We start from the raw sequence: 18841 nt of genomic DNA, 5'->3' as shown, positions 1-18841 counted from the left end.
CGAGTATGTTAGTCGGATAATAATTACTCCCTGCATCTCTAATTACAAATTGACGTGGTATTTATGGCAATCAGTGAATCAACCCAGCCTGTTCAGGGCGTTCCGGCGTCGCCGCCGAAATCGCGCACTTCCTTCAAAGTATTAGGCGCAATCAGTCTCTCTCATCTGCTCAACGACATGATCCAGTCGCTGATTCTGGCGATCTACCCGCTGTTGCAGTCTGAGTTCTCATTAACCTTCGTGCAGATCGGGATGATTACCCTGACCTTCCAGCTGGCCTCTTCGCTGCTACAGCCGGTGGTGGGCTACTGGACGGACAAATACCCGATGCCATGGTCGCTGCCCATTGGGATGTGCTTCACCCTGAGCGGGCTGGTGCTGCTGGCCATGGCGGGCAGCTTTGAGGCGGTACTGGTTGCCGCGGCGCTGGTAGGAACCGGTTCATCGGTGTTCCATCCGGAATCGTCCCGCGTGGCGCGTATGGCCTCCGGCGGACGCCACGGGCTGGCGCAGTCTCTGTTCCAGGTGGGGGGGAACTTTGGTAGCTCCCTCGGTCCTCTGCTGGCGGCGGTAATTATCGCGCCTTACGGCAAAGGCAACGTGGCGTGGTTTGTGCTGGCCGCGCTGCTGGCGATTGTCGTCCTGGCGCAAATCAGCCGCTGGTATGCCGCGCAGCATCGCGTAAATAAGGGAAAACCTGTCGCGAAGATAACCAATCCCCTTCCGCGCAATAAGGTGATCCTTGCCGTCAGCGTGCTGCTGGTGCTGATTTTCTCGAAATATTTCTATATGGCGAGCATTAGCAGCTATTACACCTTCTATCTGATGCAAAAATTCGGATTATCGGTACAAAACGCCCAGTTCCATCTCTTTGCCTTCCTGTTTGCGGTGGCGGCAGGCACGGTGATTGGCGGCCCTGTGGGAGATAAAATCGGACGTAAATATGTGATTTGGGGCTCTATCCTCGGCGTTGCGCCGTTTACGCTTGTTTTACCGTACGCAACGCTGGAATGGACCGGAATATTGACAGTGATTATAGGTTTTATTCTCGCGTCGGCGTTTTCAGCCATTCTGGTCTATGCGCAGGAGCTGCTGCCGGGACGTATCGGTATGGTTTCCGGTCTCTTTTTCGGTTTTGCCTTTGGCATGGGCGGCCTTGGCGCCGCCGTGTTAGGGATGGTTGCAGACCACACCAGCATCTTCCTGGTCTATAAAATCTGCGCTTTCCTGCCACTTCTGGGGATGTTGACCATATTCCTGCCTGACAACCGTCATAAAGCGTAACTACACGGCTGCCAAAGTTAAACTTTGGCAGCCGGATAACCTGATGCCATAAGGCTTTCCTCTCCCTCCCCTCAGCAAATTTATCAAAATCTGCCTTTTTTCGTGCTTATTGCCTTTTTATTGTGATTTCAACAATTATTCATAAACATAAGCGTAAAAATTGTCATAAACTATTAATCGGCTTTTTGGTATTTGCACCAAAAATGGATCACCCATCGCGAAAGGAGACGGAATGCACCACGCCACACCGCTTATCACCACCATTGTTGGTGGACTTGTGCTCGCTTTTATCCTCGGCATGATTGCCAACAAACTGCGTATTTCGCCCCTGGTAGGCTATTTGTTAGCGGGCGTGCTGGCAGGACCCTTTACGCCGGGTTTTGTCGCAGATACCAAACTTGCACCGGAGCTGGCGGAACTGGGCGTTATCCTGCTGATGTTTGGCGTCGGACTGCATTTTTCCCTGAAGGATCTGATGGCGGTAAAGTCGATCGCCATACCGGGAGCGATCGCCCAGATAGGGGTGGCGACGCTGCTGGGCATGGCGCTTTCGGCGGTGCTGGGCTGGTCAATCATGACCGGTATCGTATTTGGGCTGTGTCTTTCAACCGCCAGTACCGTGGTGCTGCTGCGCGCGCTTGAAGAGAGGCAGCTGATAGACAGCCAGCGCGGGCAAATCGCGATTGGCTGGCTGATAGTTGAAGATCTGGTGATGGTGTTGACGCTGGTACTGCTGCCCGCCGTCGCCGGGATGATGGAGAAAGAGAATATCGGCTTCGCTTCGCTGGCGCTGGATATGAGCATTACCATCGGTAAGGTTGTGGCGTTTATTGCCATCATGATGCTGGTGGGCCGCCGTCTGGTGCCGTGGATCATGTCCCGCAGCGCCGCCACCGGCTCGCGTGAACTGTTCACGCTTTCGGTCCTTGCCCTGGCGCTGGGCATTGCCTTTGGCGCTGTCGAGCTGTTTGACGTCTCCTTTGCGCTGGGCGCGTTCTTCGCCGGGATGGTGCTGAACGAGTCCGAGCTGAGCCACCGTGCCGCGCACGATACTCTGCCACTACGTGATGCGTTCGCGGTGCTGTTCTTTGTCTCCGTCGGGATGCTGTTCGACCCGATGATCCTCATCCAGCAGCCGCTGGCCGTGCTGGGTACGCTGGCAATCATCATCTTTGGTAAGTCCGTTGCCGCCTTCTTCCTGGTGCGGATGTTCGGTCACTCGCCGCGCACGGCGCTGACCATCGCCGCCAGCCTGGCGCAGATTGGCGAGTTCGCCTTTATTCTGGCTGGTCTGGGAATGGCCCTGAATCTGCTGCCACAGGCTGGGCAAAATCTGGTGCTGGCGGGGGCGATCCTCTCCATCATGTTGAACCCGGTATTGTTTGCCCTGCTGGAGAAATATCTCGAGAAGACCGAAACCCTCGAAGAGCTGACGCTGGAAGAGGCGACAGAAGAAGAGAAACAGATCCCGGTGGATATCTGCAACCACGCGCTGCTGGTCGGTTTTGGCCGCGTCGGCAGCCTGCTGGGTGAAAAACTGATGGCTCAGGGCATTCCACTTGTAGTGATTGAAACGTCACGCACTCGCGTCGACGAGCTTCGCGAGCGCGGCATCCGCGCGGTGCTGGGCAACGCGGCTAACGAAGAGATTATGAATCTGGCGCATCTGGACTGCGCTCGCTGGCTGCTGCTCACTATCCCGAACGGTTACGAGGCTGGCGAGATTGTCGCCACAGCCCGTGAAAAATGCCCGCATATCGAAATCATAGCCCGCGCCCATTATGATGACGAAGTGGAGTACATTACCGAGCGCGGCGCGAATCAGGTGGTGATGGGTGAGCGTGAGATTGCGAATACGATGCTGACAATGCTGACGAAGCCGCCGGTTGAAGAGGCGGTGACGGGGTAAATTTTGTGCGGCCTGGTCCCCTCACCCCAGCCCTCTCCCCAAAGGGGAGAGGGTGTTCAAGTTCCCTCTCCCCTTTGGGGAGAGGGCCAGGGTGAGGGGTCTTCTTTTACCTGTCCCAATACGCCTCTTCGAGGCTGTCTTCCCGTTCCGGCAGCCCACGCGTTAAGCGCGGTGAATGCTGGTTCAGCACCTGATAACTCACGCGGTTCGCGTACTTGCACACCTGCGCCAGCGAGGAATAGGTCAGCCAGTTGAAGGTGTGTTTGCTGGAATTCGGCACATTGGTTTTGTGGTAGGCGTTAGCGGTGATGTCGTGCAGCAGCGCGGCCAGCGCGCCGTCGCCCGCGCCGTTGGTGTTCATGATCTTCTCGGGGCCCCCCATATACGGTGCAATGTGGGAGAAGATACGCAGCGGGTTGATGCAGTCTTTATGACGCATGGCGCGGCTGAACTCGTACTGGTTAAATTCGGCGATAGCGCCCGGCAGCAGCGGGTGCTGGGTTTTCCGCTTGCTCTCTTCTTCCGTGAAGCCCGCCATATACAGCCCGACCGGCCCGGCGGTGCAGAGCACCAGATCCACCCAGTCCAGCGCCTTATCAGACGCCAGCAGCGGATCGCTTTCGCCGGTCAGCGCTTCGGCTTCTTCTTCATTCATCGCCAGAATCGAGACGTGTTCTTTCAGGAAGGCCTGCCACCACTCCGGGTTGTCGGCAATGACGAATTTGGTGCCCAGCGTCAGAACCACAGGCACGTTGTATTTCTTCGCATACTCAATTGCCTTCATGGTTGCGTCCGGCATTGGTTCGCCCGGCTTGCAGCGCACCAGATAAGACGTCAACACCAGCGCAGACGCGCCCGCGATCACCTCTTCCGGGATACTTTCAGCGCGCAGCTTGTTCATATGGCCGGGGCTGATGGCAAAGGTACGCTCGCCGGAATCGCTTATCAGCGTAAAGCAACGACCAATCGGCCCGTCAACGCCCTGCAAATAGTTCAGATCGGTGCGGCTGGAGGTATTGCACAGGTAGCGGTAGGCGTAGCCACCGATTTCGATATTGCTGCACATCACGCCAAGCAGTACCGAGCGGTCGTCTGCCAGAACGGAGTAGTTGTGCATGGTGTTACCGATGGTGCCGCCAGCAAACTGGTGGGTGATAAGATTTTCGCGCATCAGTTCCTGATACAGCGCTTCGGCAACGTCATCCTCAATCACCAGCGAGTGCCCGGCGCTCAGACCGTAACGTGCGACAAACGCATCATCCACTTTGGCTTCAATGTCCACCAGCGTCTGATCGATACCGACCACCCAGGCAGCGCTGGTTTCGCTTTCCTGCTGAATTTGCTGTAACAGCGGATCGCGGGCATCGACGGGGAAATAGTGTTTGGACTTACGTTTACCGGGAAATTTCATGGTCTGAACTGTGCAAAGAATACGGGCCGGGAATGGTAGCACAAACCCGGCCCGTAACGCGATCAGCGGCGGGTGGTGACCAGTGACACCATCATATCGATGTGTTCAGGGGAGTCGTTAAGCGCAGGAATGTATTCGTATTTCGTTCCGCCGGCCTCCATGAAGAACTCTTTGTTCTGGACGGCAATCTCTTCCAGCGTTTCCAGACAATCCGCCGAGAAGCCCGGCGACATAACCTGAATGTGCTTCACGCCCTTCTCGCCCAGCATTTTTAGCGTTTCATCAGTATACGGGGTCAACCACGGTTCACGACCGAAGCGCGACTGGAAGGTCATCATCACCTTCTCAGGCGGCAGGCCGAGGGCGGAGACCAGCTCGCGGGTGGTATCGCGGCAACGCTGGGGGTAATCGTCCCCTTCGTTCGCGAAACGCTGCGGAATACCGTGATAGGAGAGCAGCAGCAGATCCGGCTCGCCGTGTTTTTCAAACGACGCGCGCGCGCTGCTGGCAAGCGCTTGAATGTACAGCTCGTTATCGGCGTAGTCGCGGATAAAGGTGATGCCCGGTATACGGCGGCGGGTCGCCAGAATGCGTGCCAGTTCGTCCCAGACGGCAGCCACCGTGGAGCACGAATACTGCGGATAAAGGGCCAGCACCACAATGTGTTCAACGCCCTGCGCCAGCAGAGAGTCGACGGCGCTTTCCAGGGATGGCTTACCGTAGCTCATACCGAGCGCAACGGGCATGTCCGGCAGACGGGCGGCCAGCGCCTTCTCCTGACGACGGCTGTAGACCATCAGCGGCGAGCCTTCTTCCATCCACACGGACTGATAGAGCTTTGCTACACGCGGAGAACGAATCGGCAGAATGACACCACGCAGCAGTGGCCACCACAGCAGTCTTGGGGTATCCACGACGCGCGTGTCGCTTAAAAATTGTCGCAGGTAGCGTTTTACCGCCGCTGGAGTAGGTGCTTCTGGGGTGCCCAGATTGGCAAGCAGGATGCCGGTTTTCGCCTGACTCATTCACGCCTCTTAACCATTTGATAGGCTGTCAATTGTAGCGGAAATGCGTTTAAACGAAACCCATTGCTGTAATAGGTAAGATGAGAATTTTTCTCACCCGGGGCTCCGGGTGAGAGAGGTGCGCTTAGCCGAGGATTTTTTCCAGCTCTGCACGTACGTCAGCCACGGCTTTGGTGCCGTCAACTTTCGCGTATTTGGTGTTACCCGCCTGCGCCTCTTTGGAGTAGTAGCCGATCAGCGGTGCGGTCATCTGATGGTATTCCACCAGGCGTTTACGCACGGTTTCTTCCTGATCGTCTTTACGGGTGGTCAGCTCTTCGCCGGTCACGTCGTCTTTGCCTTCAACCTTAGGCGGGTTGAATTTGATGTGGTAAACGCGGCCAGAGGCAGCGTGCACGCGACGGCCAACGATACGGTCAACGATCAGTTCGTCCGGTACATCGAACTCCAGCACGTAATCCACGTTGATGCCCGCTTCTTTCATGGCGTCAGCCTGAGGAATGGTGCGCGGGAAGCCGTCCAGCAGGAAACCATTGCGGCAGTCTTCCTGAGCAATGCGCTCTTTTACCAGCGCGATAACCAGTTCGTCGGTCACCAGCTTGCCTGCGTCCATGATGTCTTTAGCTTGTTTGCCCAGCTCGGAGCCAGATTTAACAGCGGCACGCAGCATGTCACCAGTAGAGATTTGCGGAATACCGTATTTCTCCATGATGAACTGAGCCTGAGTTCCCTTACCCGCGCCCGGAGCGCCAAGCAGAATAATACGCATTGCGAAAATCCCCTCAAATGTCGATTCAATTTTTCAAAAGCGCTAAACAATACCACCAGAACGGGTATCGCTCAAGGAAGGCGGGGAGGCTGAAACGGTTAACGGGGGGAGATTATTTGGGTTAGTGCGAGAATGCCCCCTCACCCTAACCCTCTCCCCAAAGGGGAGAGGGGACGATTATACCCTCTCCCCTTTGGGGAGAGGGCCAGGGTGAGGGGTAGGTTTTGTATTACGCCAGCAGCAGCGCATTCACACGTTTAATGAACAGGTTAGGATCTTCCAGGGTGCCGCGCTCGGCCAGCAGGGACTGATCCAGCAGCAGTTCAACCCACTCCGCAAAGCGGGCGTCGTCCTGGGTATCCGCCGCGCGTTTCACCAGCGGATGATCCGGATTAAGCTCAAAGATATATTTCACTTCCGGCACGGCCTGGCCCGCCGCCGCGAACAGTTTCGCCATCTGGGTGCTCATTTCGTCCGCATCGGTGGTGACAATGGCTGGCGTATCGGTCAGACGGTGCGTGAAGCGCACCTCTTTCACGCGATCGCCCAGCAGGGTTTTCACGCGCTCAACGAACGGCTCCAGCGCCTTCTCGGCTTCCTTCGCGCTGTCGTCCACTTCATCCGCCAGCTTATCGATAGACTCGTCGGCTTTAGCAACGGACTGGAAGGATTTACCGTCGAACTCGGTCAGGTAGTTCATCATCCACTCGTCGATGCGGTCAGACAGCAGCAGCACTTCGATGCCTTTCTTACGCAGCAGCTCCAGATGCGGGCTGCTCTTCGCTGCCGCATAGCTGTCGGCGGTGATGTAGTAGATCTTCTCCTGCCCTTCTTTCATGCGGGAGACGTACTCTTCCAGCGACACGGTCTGGGCGGAGGAGTCGTTGTGCGTAGAGGCGAAGCGCAGCAGTTTAGCGATAGCTTCCACGTTCGCGGTGTCTTCCGCCGGGCCTTCTTTCAGCACCAGGCCGAACTGTTTCCAGAAGGTCTGGTATTTTTCCGCATCGTCTTTCGCCAGTTTTTCCAGCATCTGCAACGCTCGCTTGGTCAGGGCGTTACGCAGGTTACGGGTGACGGTGCTGTCCTGGAGAATTTCACGGGAGACGTTCAGCGGCAGATCGTTGGAATCTATCAGGCCACGCACAAAGCGCAGGTAGTTCGGCATGAACTGCTCGGCGTCGTCCATGATGAAGACGCGCTGCACGTACAGCTTCAGGCCGTGCTTGTGATCGCGGTTCCACATGTCCCACGGCGCCTGCGCCGGAATGTACAGCAGGCTGGTGTACTCCTGCTTCCCTTCCACACGGTTGTGGCTCCAGGTCAGCGGGTCGGTAAAGTCGTGGGCGATGTGCTTGTAAAACTCGTTGTACTCGTCGTCTTTAATTTCAGCTTTGTTGCGTGTCCACAGCGCCTGCGCCTTGTTGATTTTCTCCCAGGAAACCACGGTTTCGCCGTCTTTCTCTTCCTGTTTTTCAATCTCAACCGGCAGCGCGATGTGGTCAGAATATTTGCTGATGATGGAGCGTACGCGCCAGTCGTTCAGGAAATCGTCTTCGCCTTCGCGCAGGTGCAGAGTGATTTCGGTGCCGCGATCCGCTTTGGTGATATCATCAACGGTGTATTCGCCTTCCCCTTTGGATTCCCACAGCACGCCGTTTTCGGCGCTGTCGCCCGCGGCGCGGGTGCGCACGGTGACTTTATCCGCCACGATGAATGCCGAGTAGAAGCCTACGCCGAACTGACCGATCAGCTGGCTGTCTTTCGCCTGGTCAGAGCCCATGGACTCGAGGAACGCTTTGGTGCCGGATTTAGCGATGGTGCCGAGATGGTCGATCACCTCGTCGCGGTTCATCCCGATGCCATTATCGGCAATCGTCAGGGTGCGGTTCTCTTTATTAAAAGAGACGCGCACGCGCAGTTCGCCGTCGCCTTCGTACAGATCCGGGTTGGACAGCGCGCGGAAGCGCAGCTTGTCCGCCGCATCGGAGGCGTTGGAAATCAGCTCACGCAGGAAGATTTCTTTGTTGGAATACAGGGAATGGATCATCAGGTGCAGAAGCTGTTTTACTTCTGACTGGAAACCACGGGTTTCTTGTCCTTTCATCTAAGTCGACCTCAACAATGCCATTTAATGGGGTTGTAAAACGTTGAGTGAGAGATGGGGATAAGGGGGGGAATTTTCAAGCGGAGGCCGCGCACGCAGCCTCCGTTTGGTCAGAAAATAATCTTGTGTCGTCCGGCCAGCGAGTGCGACAGCGTGGTGCCGTCGACCATCTCCAGCTCACCGCCGACCGGCACGCCGTGGGCGATGCGGCTGGCGTCAACGCCGTACTGCGCGCACAGCTCGGCGATGTAGTTGGCGGTTGCCTCCCCTTCCACCGTCGGGTTGGTGGCGAGGATCACCTCTTTGATCGTCTCGGACTCAAGACGCTGTTCAAGACGATCGAGACCGATATCATCCGGGCCGATGCCGTCCAGCGGGGAGAGATGCCCCATCAGCACGAAATAGCGGCCGGAAAACTGCCCGGTTTGTTCGATGGCGTAGATGTCCGCCGGACTCTCCACCACGCAAATCTGACCGTTTTCCTGACGACGCGGGTTCGTGCAGATGTTACAGACGTCCTGCTCGGTAAAGGTCCGGCAATCCGCACAGTGACCAATTTCTGACATGGCGCGGGTCAGAGCCTGCGCCAGGCGCATCCCGCCGCTGCGGTCGCGCTGCAATAGCGTAAACGCCATACGCTGCGCCGACTTCGGGCCAACGCCCGGCAGGCAGCGCAGTGCTTCCATTAACTGCGTGAGCAGCGGACTGGTTTGCATCAGAATGGCATCTTAAAGCCCGGCGGCAATTGCATACCGCTGGAAACAGAGGCCATTTTCTCTTTCTGGGTTTCGTCGATACGGCGAGCGGCATCGTTAAACGCGGCTGCAACCAGATCTTCCAGCATCTCTTTGTCGTCTTCGAGCAGGCTCGGGTCGATTTCAACGCGACGGCAGTTGTGCGCACCGTTGATGGTCACCTTGACCAGACCGGCACCCGATTCACCCGTGACTTCCAGCTGAGCGATCTCTTCCTGCATCTTCTGCATTTTTTCCTGCATCTGCTGAGCCTGCTTCATCAGGCCACCCAGACCGCCTTTTCCACCAAACATAGGCTTCTCTCTTCTTTCACGTTAAGGATTACAACCGTAAGTCAGACTCACGATCAAAGGGGGCGAATACTCTCTTCATCCAGATCGGCGTCGAAGAACCGGCGCAGGGTCTGGATGTTGTTATCCGCGATAATCGACTCGCGCGCCTGCGCGAGCTTCTCTTCATAAATCGCCTGTCGCCACTCAAGCGGCGTTTTCACCGCCGGATTATCATCTTCAATGATAGTCAATTCAACCGGCACACCCTGTAAGGCGGTAAGCGCCTCGGCCAGCGCCTTTTGCGCACCAGGGGAATTCAGATGTCGCTGGCCCGGACGCAGATGCAGACGCACCTGATTGCCTTCCTGCTCTTTCCAGGCATTCAGCGCGACCTGCTCCACCAGCTTCGGCAGCTGAAGTTTGCTGACCTCAGCGGCCCAGGCGTCGCGCTCGATGGACTCTTCCGCGAGCTTCGCGGACAGCTCCGGCGTTTTTTCATGCTCAAGCGCCTTTTTCAGCGCTTTTGGCGTGGCGACCACTTCCTTGACCGTTTCAACAACGGTAGTCGCCTTCCAGCGGTATGCCTCTTCTTTCGCCGGGGCTTTTTGCTCGAGCGCGGACGGTGCCGGACGCGACTGCACGCGCTCCGTTACCGAGGCCAGTCGTTCAAGCGCGGCGTTGTTCACCGGCCGCGCTCTTGCAGGCGCTGCCGGTTCACTCTTTTTTGGTTTGGTTGCTCCCTGCGCACGTTGCAACTGGCTTCGTGCGGCAAGCACCGAACTGGTGGCATCCGACAGCGGCACGTTCTGCGGCGGCGGCGATGCCGGTTGCGGTGGCACCTGCTGCGGTGACATTACCGCGGTCGGCGCAACCGGCGCAAAGGACTGCCGGGGCGTTTCCGGCTCCGGCAATGGCTTGCGCGGATGGAAGGCCAGCGCGCGCAGCAGCGTCATTTCAACGCCCATCCGGCGATCCGGTGCAAACGGCAGCTCTTTGCGGCCAATCAGCAGGGTTTGATAATAAAGCTGCACGTCAGCCGGCGGCACGGTGCGCGCAAGTTCACGCATCCGCTGTTCAATGGTCGCCATGTCCGCGCCAATGGCCGACGGAGACAATTGCAGCATCGCCACGCGATGCAGCAGGCTGAGCATCTCGACCAGCAGCGCTTCCCATTCAATGCCACGGGCGGCGGCATCGTTGACGAGGGTCATTACCCGCTCACCGTTGGCGGCGATCATCGCTTCGATAAGCGACAGCGCCTGATCGTCATCCAGCGTGCCGAGCATGGTGCTGACCGCGTCAGTGGAAAGCTTACCGTCACCGCTGGCAATTGCCTGGTCAGTCAGGCTCAGCGCATCACGCAGGCTGCCGTCCGCCGCGCGGGCCAGCAGCTGCAGGGCGCGCGGCTCGTGAACGATCTTCTCTTCATCAAGAATGTGTTCAAGCTGAGCGCGGATCTGCTCAACGTCCAGCGCCTTCAGATGGAATTGCAGGCAGCGCGACAGGATCGTGACCGGCAGCTTTTGCGGATCGGTGGTCGCCAGCAGGAATTTGACATGCGCAGGCGGCTCTTCCAGCGTTTTCAGCAGGGCGTTGAAGCTGTGGCGCGAAAGCATGTGTACTTCATCGATCAGATAGACCTTGAAGCGGCCGCGCGCCGGGGCGTACTGCACGTTGTCGAGCAGATCGCGGGTATCTTCCACCTTGGTGCGCGAGGCGGCGTCGATCTCGATCAGATCGACAAAACGCCCCTGCTCGATCTCCCGGCAGTTGTCACATACGCCGCACGGGGTGGCGGTGATCCCGGTTTCGCAGTTCAGACCTTTTGCCAGCAGACGGGCAATAGAGGTTTTACCGACGCCACGGGTGCCGGAGAAAAGATAGGCGTGATGGATGCGACCTAGCGACAAGCCGTTCGCCAGGGCCGTCAGCACATGTTCCTGACCGACAACGTCAGCAAAGGTTTGTGGTCGCCATTTACGGGCTAACACCTGATAACTCATGGGCAGGCTCTGCAACGCTGGAAGGTGAATTAATGGAGGGGAATGCTATCACAACCTCACCCATTGAGCGAGGTTGTGAGATACGGGATTAATGTCCCGGGAAAGGCACCAGGCTGTAGCTGGTAATACCCTGTTTTTCCAGGCGCTGCTCGCCGCCGAGATCGAACAGGTTGATGATGAAGGCCGCGTCGGTCACTTCCCCGCCCAGACGACGGATCAGCTTCACGGTCGCTTCGATGGTGCCGCCGGTTGCCAGCAGATCGTCCACCACCAGCACTTTGTCGCCTGGCTTGATGGCATCAACGTGAATTTCCAGCTGATCGGTGCCGTATTCCAGCTCATAGCTCTCAGCAATGGTTTCACGCGGCAGTTTGCGCGGCTTACGCACCGGCACAAAACCCACGCCCATCGCCAGCGCAACCGGTGCGCCGAACAGGAAGCCACGGGCTTCGGTACCTACTACTTTGGTGATCCCGGCGTTTTTATAACGCTCAACCAGCAGTTCAATGCTGAGGGCGTACGCTTTCGGGTCTTCCAGCAAGCTGGTGACATCACGGAAAAGAATGCCAGGCTTTGGATAATCCTGGATACTTTTGATGCTATTTTTTAGATATTCAAGCTGCTGTGCAGTTGCGGTCATCGGTTTGTGCCTAAATGAAACAGTGTTACTCACGGCGCGCGACGAGTCGGTCAAAGTAACAGTTGTTTAACCTTTGACCAGGCGCACCTGTGCTCGAAAACGGTCGAATTTACTGGCTGTGCGCCATAATTGCAACCGCCATGATGAGGCTTCAGTGCTTTTGTTGCTTTTCATCAACCACGGGGATCCGCCACATGAAGATCAGCAGGCAGGCCAGGATCGCCAGCAGCAGAATGCGCACCCACATCATTTTCACCAGCCATAACGAGACGGCGAAGGTGATCAGGATGAAGGCAATGGCGCGCGGCTTGGCCCCGGGCGGCATGGCCCGGTGTTTTTGCCAGTGCCGCAGGTAGCCACCAAACCACGAACGGTACAGTAGCCAGTGGTGAAAACGCGGCGACGAGCGGGCGAAGCACCAGGCGGCCAACAGGATGAACGGGGTGGTCGGCAGCAAGGGCAATACGATGCCCAGCGTACCCAGCACTACCGCGAGCCAGCCAATGATGATTAAAATAGTACGCTGCATAATGCGAATCGTTATCAAACTGAACGGCTACTTTACCACTGGAGAGCGCATTGAAAACAGCACTGCTTCTTGAGAGGCTGCAAAATCAGCTGATCGCGCTGCGGGCGCAGGCCACACCGCTGATGGGACATGCTACGCTGAAACCGCGCTTTGACCGGCAGCTCTTCCGCACCCGCAGTACCGTCATTCAGGATTACCTTGCTGAGATGCAGACCAACCTCGACGAGCTTCGCCACGCGGTTGAGAGTGAACAGCAGGAACAGGTGGTGTGGCTTGCGGAGCATCTTACTGAGCAGATCACCGCCCTGCACCGCGAAATCGCCGCCTGGCCGCTACGGGCGTGGGACAGCGCCTCGCCTGGGCTCGGAAAATGGCAGCGCAAGCGGCTGGAGAACCAGGAGTTTGAGCGGCGTCTGTTTGAGATGAAGTGTGAGCGCGAAGCCCGCCTGACCACCAGCGAAACGCTGCAAGAGCAGCAGTTATTAATGCGTGAAATCAGCGCGCTGGAAGGCCGCATCGTCCGCTGCCGTCAGGCGCTGGATGAGATTGAACGCGTCATTGAACGCCTGACCCGTTAACAGGAGCCACTAATGTCACTGGAAAATGCCCCCGACGAGGTCAAGCTGGCCGTCGATTTAATTATGCTGCTGGAGAATCACGAGATCCCGGCGGAGACGGTGCTGAAAGCGCTGGAGATTGTGCGGCGGGATTTTGAGGGAAAGGTGAAGGCCGGTTGCCCTCACCCTAGCCCTCTCCCTGGAGGGAGAGGGGACCGTTAGGTGCGGTTTGAAAGATCTGCCCTGATTCGCTTTTTACCCTCTCCCCTCTGGGGAGAGGGCAGGGTGAGGGGCGGAGTTTTCGTCACCCTTAATCTCGCGCTTCACTTCCGTATGTTCGTCACCTTTCTCATTGCGCAGGTGAACCTCAAGCTGATTGAAGGCGATATTAATGTTGTTTTCACGGCACAGACGGTCAATGGTGCGGTTCAGCTCATCGACGGTGTAGCTGCGATCGCGTAGTTCGCGTACGTACAGGCGCAGCTCATGATCCAGCGTGCTTGGCCCGAAGGTGGTGAAGAACACGTCAGGCGCAGGATCGTGCATCACTTTAGGATGTGATTTCGCGGCTTCCAGCAGGACCTCTTTCACTTTATCCAGATCTGAACCATAGGCCACCCCGAGTCGGACCACCACGCGCGTCGTAGTATCCGAAAGCGACCAGTTGATCAGTCGCTCGGTCACGAAGGCTTTGTTCGGGATGATCACCTCTTTACGATCGAAGTCAGTGATGGTGGTCGCACGAATACGGATCTTGCTGACGGTCCCGGAGAAGGTGCCGATGGTGACGGTATCGCCGATACGCACCGGACGTTCGAACAGGATTATCAGGCCAGAAACAAAGTTACCGAAGATCTCCTGCAAGCCGAAGCCCAGACCTACCGACAGCGCCGCCGCCAGCCACTGGAGTTTATCCCACGAGACGCCCAGCGAGCCGAATACCGTCATCGCCCCGACAATAATAATGACGTAGTTCAGGATGGTGGTAATGGCATACGACGCCCCCTGACGCAGGTTCAGCCTTGAGAGCACCAGCACTTCCAGCAGACCAGGCAGGTTGCGGATCAACGCCCAGGCCACCACCGACGACACCAGCGCAAAGAGCAGGCTGCCCATGGTGACGCTTTTCATTACCGCAGCGCCCGCTTCGGTACCGTTGTATTGCCAGAGGGTGATACTGTCGAGGTAGGCGAAGACGGTAATTAAATCAGACCAGATGGCCCAGAACATCACCGCAAACAGCGCAATCATCACCAGCATGGTAATACGCATCGTTTGCTGGTTGACCTGCTCCAGGGCAATGGTCGGCTCTTCCTGCGGCTCAGCCCCTTCAGCCCCCTCTTTAACCTGATGCTGTCGACGGGCAACAGCGCGACGATACGCAATGCGGCGCGCCGCCACGCTCAAACCGCGCAGCACGGTCTGGAACAGCAGGTTCCACAGGATCACCAGATACACGGTTTCAATCCAGCGGCCTGACAGACGAAGCGTGGTATAGAAGTAACCCGTTGCCGTAAGGACCATCAGCGCCAGCGGAATGATCGCCAGCACCGTTACGGTAACCAGACGAAGATTGTGGGACTCTTTATCACGCCAGCTGTCGCGGCACATCGGCCACATCAGGACGGCTATCAGCAGCAGGTTCAGCATAATTACCAGCTGTCCCAGCACGTCATCCATCAGATGCAGCGGCGAAAGCTCGGCCACAACGGACCAGAAGTGCAGCGGCAACAGCGCGAGGCTGATACGTACAATCTGGCGACGCCAGTGGCTGGTGAGTTTCTCCGGCATGTTGAAGTGTCGGACCGCGACGCCGTCTTTTTCCAGCACTTTCCAGCACAGGCCAAACACCAGCCAGAACAGCGCCAGCTTTTTGCTGAACGCCCACAGCAGGTCGCTGATATTGAGCTGCATGGTCAACAGGATCAGGCCGACGGCGAGGATCAGCAGGCAGACCGGCAGAGCACGGATCAGATCGATCAGGATCGCTTTCGGGGTGTGCAGCTGGCTGTCGTTACGCAGTTGCCCCACTTCCGAGGCCAGCTTCGCCTGGTACTGCTTCAGCCATTTCAAACGCCAGCGTATTACTCCGGCGATGAGCAGCAAAGGCAGACCCGCAAGGAAGGCAATCATTACCGCAGGCCAGGCTTTCTCCCAGTTCACGGTAATTTTCATGCTTTTGATCTGGGATTTCAGCGTTTCAGGGAAAGATTTAAACCAGTCCCAGTCCATGGGTTTGTTGCTGTTCACCCAGAAAATCTGCTGGGTCAGGATCTCCTGGAGGCTTTTAGACACGCTCACCAGCTGCTGCTGGTTGATTTGCAGGTTAATCGCCATCATCAGCTGGTTGCCCAGCTGCTTATTAAGCTGATCGAGCAGTTCGCGGCGCATATCCACAACCTGCAACAGCGCGTCGTGAACTTCACCGTTTACTTCACTTGAATGGCCTTCTTCCACTTTGGCAACAAACGTATCGCTCTGGAACAGGGCATCGCGCTGCTGGTTAACGTCAAACTGTTCAAGACGCAAATCCGCAATGCGGTTGGTCATGTCTTCCAGCTCGTCGGCGGACGGCAGCGTCTGCTGCTGCTGGTAAAGAATGCGCGACAGCAGCAGGCTTCCCTTCAGGACGGCAATCTGCTCTTTGACATTGCGCTCAGCCTGCAAAGCGCGATCCAGCCAGTTTTTGACTTTAATATTCTGCTGCACCAGCGCGCTGCCGCTTTCAGTCGCCTGAATCAGGCGCTCGCTCAGCTGATGGTTAATTTCCAGCTCCTGCTTCACCAGCGGATTGGCCTGGATACGCGCCGTTTCGTCTGGCGAGACCGCTTCCTGCGCCGTTTTTTCGGTCAGCGTCAGGCGCTTGCTGTTCACCGCCTCCTGCAACAGCTGAAGCTGATGCTCGAGCCGGTTGATATTCGCGTTCACGTAGTCACGCTGTTTTTGCAGCGCATCCTGCAACACCGTGTTGCCTTCCAGACTCTTACGCTGCTGTTCAATCTCCGCGTTCAGCAGCGTCTGCTGGATGTTCAGCAGCGTTTGCTGGGTCGGTCGAAGCGCCCCTTCCCCCACGGTAATGCCATTCAGACGGTTACGTATCTGCTGTAGCTGTTGCGATGCAGAATACATGGCGTTCTGCACGCGCTCAGGCTGGGTTTGCAGCGAAACCAGCTGGCTGTTATAGGTCGAGAGATCGGACTGCGCCGTTTGCAGATCGTCCAGCAGCTGCGCCACGCGCGACTCGAGCTGGCGCAACGAAAGCGTGGCAAGCGTTTTTCGGGTTTCATCGTCGTTATCAACGTCGCTAAGCGCGTTCAGGGCCTCCGTTGCTTTACGCATGTTCTCCGGCGCCTGAGCGACCTTCTGCCGCAACTGGGCCGTTTCGGCTTTGATGCGATCGATCTTATCCAGCGTATCCAGGGTTTCCGTCAGGTCCTGCTGAACGAGCTTTTCCTGGGCGGAGAGTTCTTTTTGTTTATTCAGGGTGTCGAGTTGCGACTGAACCTCGGCACGCGTCGGGACGTCACTGCCGTTGTCTGCACGGGCCCAGGAATGCGGTGCGGCTGCAAAGAAAAACAGCAGGATCAAAAAAACGGCCAGAACAAAATGTGTCGAGCGATAGGTGTGCAGCATAGTCGTGAATGTGATCTGAGAAATGACCGAAAATAGTCGGGCGTGAAGAATATCACGCCCGGCTAAAGCAGAATAGCGGGAAGGTAATCCTCTAAGACATTTCCTGGAAAGATTCAGGCAGTAAGCGGCGCTCCCTCGCTGCGGAGGGTCGGGCAAAGCTGGCACATCTCCAGGAAAATCGCGACGTAGCTGCGCGCCTCTGATTTCAGATCGAACGACTGCGGGGCGAAAAGCCAGTTTTCCATCAGGCCGGAAATATAGCTGCGCATCAGGATCGCCGCCCGGCGCGTTAACAGCGTAGCGGGAAGCATGTCGGCCTGCATACATTCCTTAAGAACTTGCTCGATGCGATCGTAGCTTTCCAGACACAGGTCGCGCTGCGCCTGCTGAACCACCGCCATTTCGCCAACAAACTCACATTTATGGAAGATGATTTCCATCATCAGACGTCGGCGTTCTTCCACAACAGTCGCTTCAAGGATATATACTAATATTTCTCTTAATACTGAGAGTGGATCGTGAGGGAATTTTGCCCGATACTCACTCTCAAGATCGCTGATGCTGGACTCTGAAAGCTCCCAGATTTCACCAAACAGATCTGACTTGTCTTTAAAATGCCAGTAAATCGCTCCCCGCGTGACGCCCGCGGCCTGAGCAATCTGCGCCAGCGAGGTTGCCGAAACACCCTGCTGTGAGAACAAACGCATTGCCACATCCAGAATGTGTTGTCGGGTTTCCAGCGCTTGTTGTTTGGTTTTTCGTGCCATACGTTGATGAATTTACAGGAGTCAGATTTACATACATTTATGAATGTATGTACCATAGCATGACGATAATATAAACGCAGCAATGGGTTTTTAGACTCAGGACCCTTGATCAATTTGAAATCGGACACTCGAGGTTTACATATGAACAAAAACAGAGGGTTAACGCCTCTGGCGGTCGTTCTGATGCTCTCAGGCAGCTTAGCGCTTACAGGATGTGACGACAAAGAGGCTCAACAAGGAGCTCAGCAGGTGCCAGAAGTTGGCGTCGTGACGCTCAAATCCGAACCTCTCCAGATGACAACAGAACTACCGGGCCGCACCAGCGCCTATCGCATTGCAGAAGTACGTCCGCAGGTGAGCGGTATCATCCTGAAACGTAACTTCACCGAAGGCGGTGATGTGAAAGCAGGTGAGTCTCTTTATCAGATTGATCCAGCAACCTATCAGGCGTCTTATGAGAGCGCTAAAGGCGATCTGGCGAAAGCAGAAGCGGCAGCCAAAATTTCGCAACTGACGTTGAATCGTTACAAGAAACTGCTCGGCACGCAGTACATCAGCCAACAGGATTACGATTCTGCCCTGGCCGATGCACAGCAAGCCAATGCAGCCGTTGTGGCGGCGAAAGCGGCGGTAGAAACCGCGCGTATTAACCTCGCCTACACCAAAGTGACCTCCCCTATCAGCGGTCGTATTGGTAAATCAGCCGTCACCGAAGGTGCGCTGGTGCAGAACGGTCAAACCAACGCGCTGGCCACCGTGCAGCAGCTTGACCCGATCTACGTTGACGTTACACAGTCCAGCAACGATTTCCTGCGTCTCAAACAGGAGCTTGCCAGCGGACAACTGAAACAGGAAAACGGTAAAGCCAAAGTTGAACTGGTTACCAACGACGGTATCAAGTTCTCACAGACAGGCACACTGGAATTTTCTGATGTGACCGTCGATCAGACCACCGGCTCTATCACCATCCGGGCTATTTTCCCGAATCCGGATAAAACCCTGCTGCCGGGTATGTTCGTACGCGCCCGTCTTGAAGAAGGGACTAACCCAAGCGCCATTCTGGTTCCGCAGCAAGGTGTGACCCGTACGCCACGCGGCGATGCGAGCGCGCTGGTTGTGGGTGCCGATAACAAAGTCGAAACACGCAATATCACTGCAACGCAGGCGATTGGCGACAAGTGGC

Annotated in this window: 16 protein-coding genes and 1 other annotated feature; of the genes, 5 read left to right on the top strand and 11 right to left on the bottom strand. The window is 56.6% G+C overall.

From position 1 onward, the window contains the following. Positions 1–63: 63 nt before the first annotated feature. Positions 64–1284, top strand: coding sequence for an MFS transporter (locus tag HP459_RS05880; RefSeq protein WP_022647282.1), 1221 nt, complete (start codon positions 64–66; stop codon positions 1282–1284). 232 nt (positions 1285–1516) lie between these two features. Further along, a complete protein-coding gene (ybaL, locus tag HP459_RS05875; RefSeq protein WP_022647281.1) occupies positions 1517–3193 on the top strand; it encodes a YbaL family putative K(+) efflux transporter in 1677 nt (558 codons plus the stop codon). Positions 3194–3299: 106 nt separating this feature from the next. On the opposite strand, the gene HP459_RS05870 is transcribed toward ybaL, so the two are convergent. The 9 genes from HP459_RS05870 to HP459_RS05830 all read right to left on the bottom strand — a co-directional run bounded on the left by HP459_RS05870 (position 3300) and on the right by HP459_RS05830 (position 12701). After that, positions 3300–4604, bottom strand: coding sequence for an inosine/guanosine kinase (locus tag HP459_RS05870; RefSeq protein WP_022647280.1), 1305 nt, complete (start codon positions 4602–4604; stop codon positions 3300–3302). 62 nt (positions 4605–4666) lie between these two features. Then, positions 4667–5629: a ferrochelatase gene (gene hemH / locus HP459_RS05865; protein WP_017383216.1), complete on the bottom strand. Its 963-nt coding sequence runs from the start codon at positions 5627–5629 to the stop codon at positions 4667–4669. 124 nt (positions 5630–5753) lie between these two features. Then, the gene (gene adk / locus HP459_RS05860) at positions 5754–6398 is read right to left on the bottom strand and encodes an adenylate kinase (protein WP_022647279.1); all 645 of its coding nucleotides are present in this window, start codon (positions 6396–6398) and stop codon (positions 5754–5756) included. 229 nt (positions 6399–6627) lie between these two features. Further along, positions 6628–8502 carry a molecular chaperone HtpG gene (gene htpG, locus HP459_RS05855; protein ID WP_015571245.1) on the bottom strand — a complete coding sequence of 625 codons (1875 nt, stop codon included), beginning with the start codon at positions 8500–8502 and terminating at the stop codon, positions 6628–6630. A 110-nt stretch (positions 8503–8612) separates the two neighbouring features. Continuing rightward, on the bottom strand, positions 8613–9218 hold the full coding sequence (gene recR / locus HP459_RS05850) for a recombination mediator RecR (protein WP_006809843.1): 606 nt from the start codon (positions 9216–9218) through the stop codon (positions 8613–8615). Continuing rightward, positions 9218–9550, bottom strand: coding sequence for a YbaB/EbfC family nucleoid-associated protein (locus HP459_RS05845; RefSeq protein ID WP_003858972.1), 333 nt, complete (start codon positions 9548–9550; stop codon positions 9218–9220). The genes recR and HP459_RS05845 overlap by 1 nt, the downstream gene beginning before the upstream one ends. A gap of 53 nt (positions 9551–9603) precedes the next feature. Further along, on the bottom strand, positions 9604–11532 hold the full coding sequence (dnaX, locus tag HP459_RS05840; protein ID WP_023299467.1) for a DNA polymerase III subunit gamma/tau: 1929 nt from the start codon (positions 11530–11532) through the stop codon (positions 9604–9606). Then, positions 10210–10274, bottom strand: a sequence feature (DnaX frameshifting element). It overlaps the preceding gene by 65 nt. Before the next feature lie 88 nt (positions 11533–11620). Continuing rightward, on the bottom strand, positions 11621–12172 hold the full coding sequence (apt, locus tag HP459_RS05835) for an adenine phosphoribosyltransferase (protein WP_000127359.1): 552 nt from the start codon (positions 12170–12172) through the stop codon (positions 11621–11623). A gap of 151 nt (positions 12173–12323) precedes the next feature. After that, positions 12324–12701: a DUF454 family protein gene (locus HP459_RS05830; RefSeq protein WP_001189855.1), complete on the bottom strand. Its 378-nt coding sequence runs from the start codon at positions 12699–12701 to the stop codon at positions 12324–12326. Between the two features lie 50 nt (positions 12702–12751). Between HP459_RS05830 and priC the strand changes: the two genes are divergently transcribed. Then, positions 12752–13279, top strand: a complete 528-nt coding sequence (gene priC / locus HP459_RS05825) for a primosomal replication protein N'' (protein WP_022647276.1) — start codon at positions 12752–12754, stop codon at positions 13277–13279. A gap of 12 nt (positions 13280–13291) precedes the next feature. Beyond that, positions 13292–13480, top strand: coding sequence for a pleiotropic regulatory protein RsmS (gene rsmS, locus HP459_RS05820; RefSeq protein WP_038415536.1), 189 nt, complete (start codon positions 13292–13294; stop codon positions 13478–13480). 33 nt (positions 13481–13513) lie between these two features. On the opposite strand, the gene mscK is transcribed toward rsmS, so the two are convergent. Beyond that, positions 13514–16891 (bottom strand): mechanosensitive channel MscK, encoded by a 3378-nt coding sequence (gene mscK, locus HP459_RS05815; protein ID WP_046620519.1) that lies wholly within the window; start codon positions 16889–16891, stop codon positions 13514–13516. A gap of 113 nt (positions 16892–17004) precedes the next feature. After that, entirely contained in the window at positions 17005–17658 is a 654-nt protein-coding gene (gene acrR / locus HP459_RS05810; protein WP_032624732.1) for a multidrug efflux transporter transcriptional repressor AcrR, read from the bottom strand. A 141-nt stretch (positions 17659–17799) separates the two neighbouring features. On the opposite strand from acrR, the gene acrA reads away from it, so the two are divergent. Then, on the top strand, positions 17800–18841 hold a 1042-nt coding region (acrA, locus tag HP459_RS05805; RefSeq protein ID WP_171936013.1), incomplete at its 3' end, for a multidrug efflux RND transporter periplasmic adaptor subunit AcrA.

Origin of the sequence: Enterobacter sp. CM29 (genome assembly GCF_013179605.1) — a bacterium.
GTDB classification, from domain to species: domain Bacteria; phylum Pseudomonadota; class Gammaproteobacteria; order Enterobacterales; family Enterobacteriaceae; genus Enterobacter; species Enterobacter intestinihominis.
The sequence above is the reverse complement of the archived record's forward strand: the minus strand, read 5'-3'. Positions and strand labels throughout refer to the sequence as shown.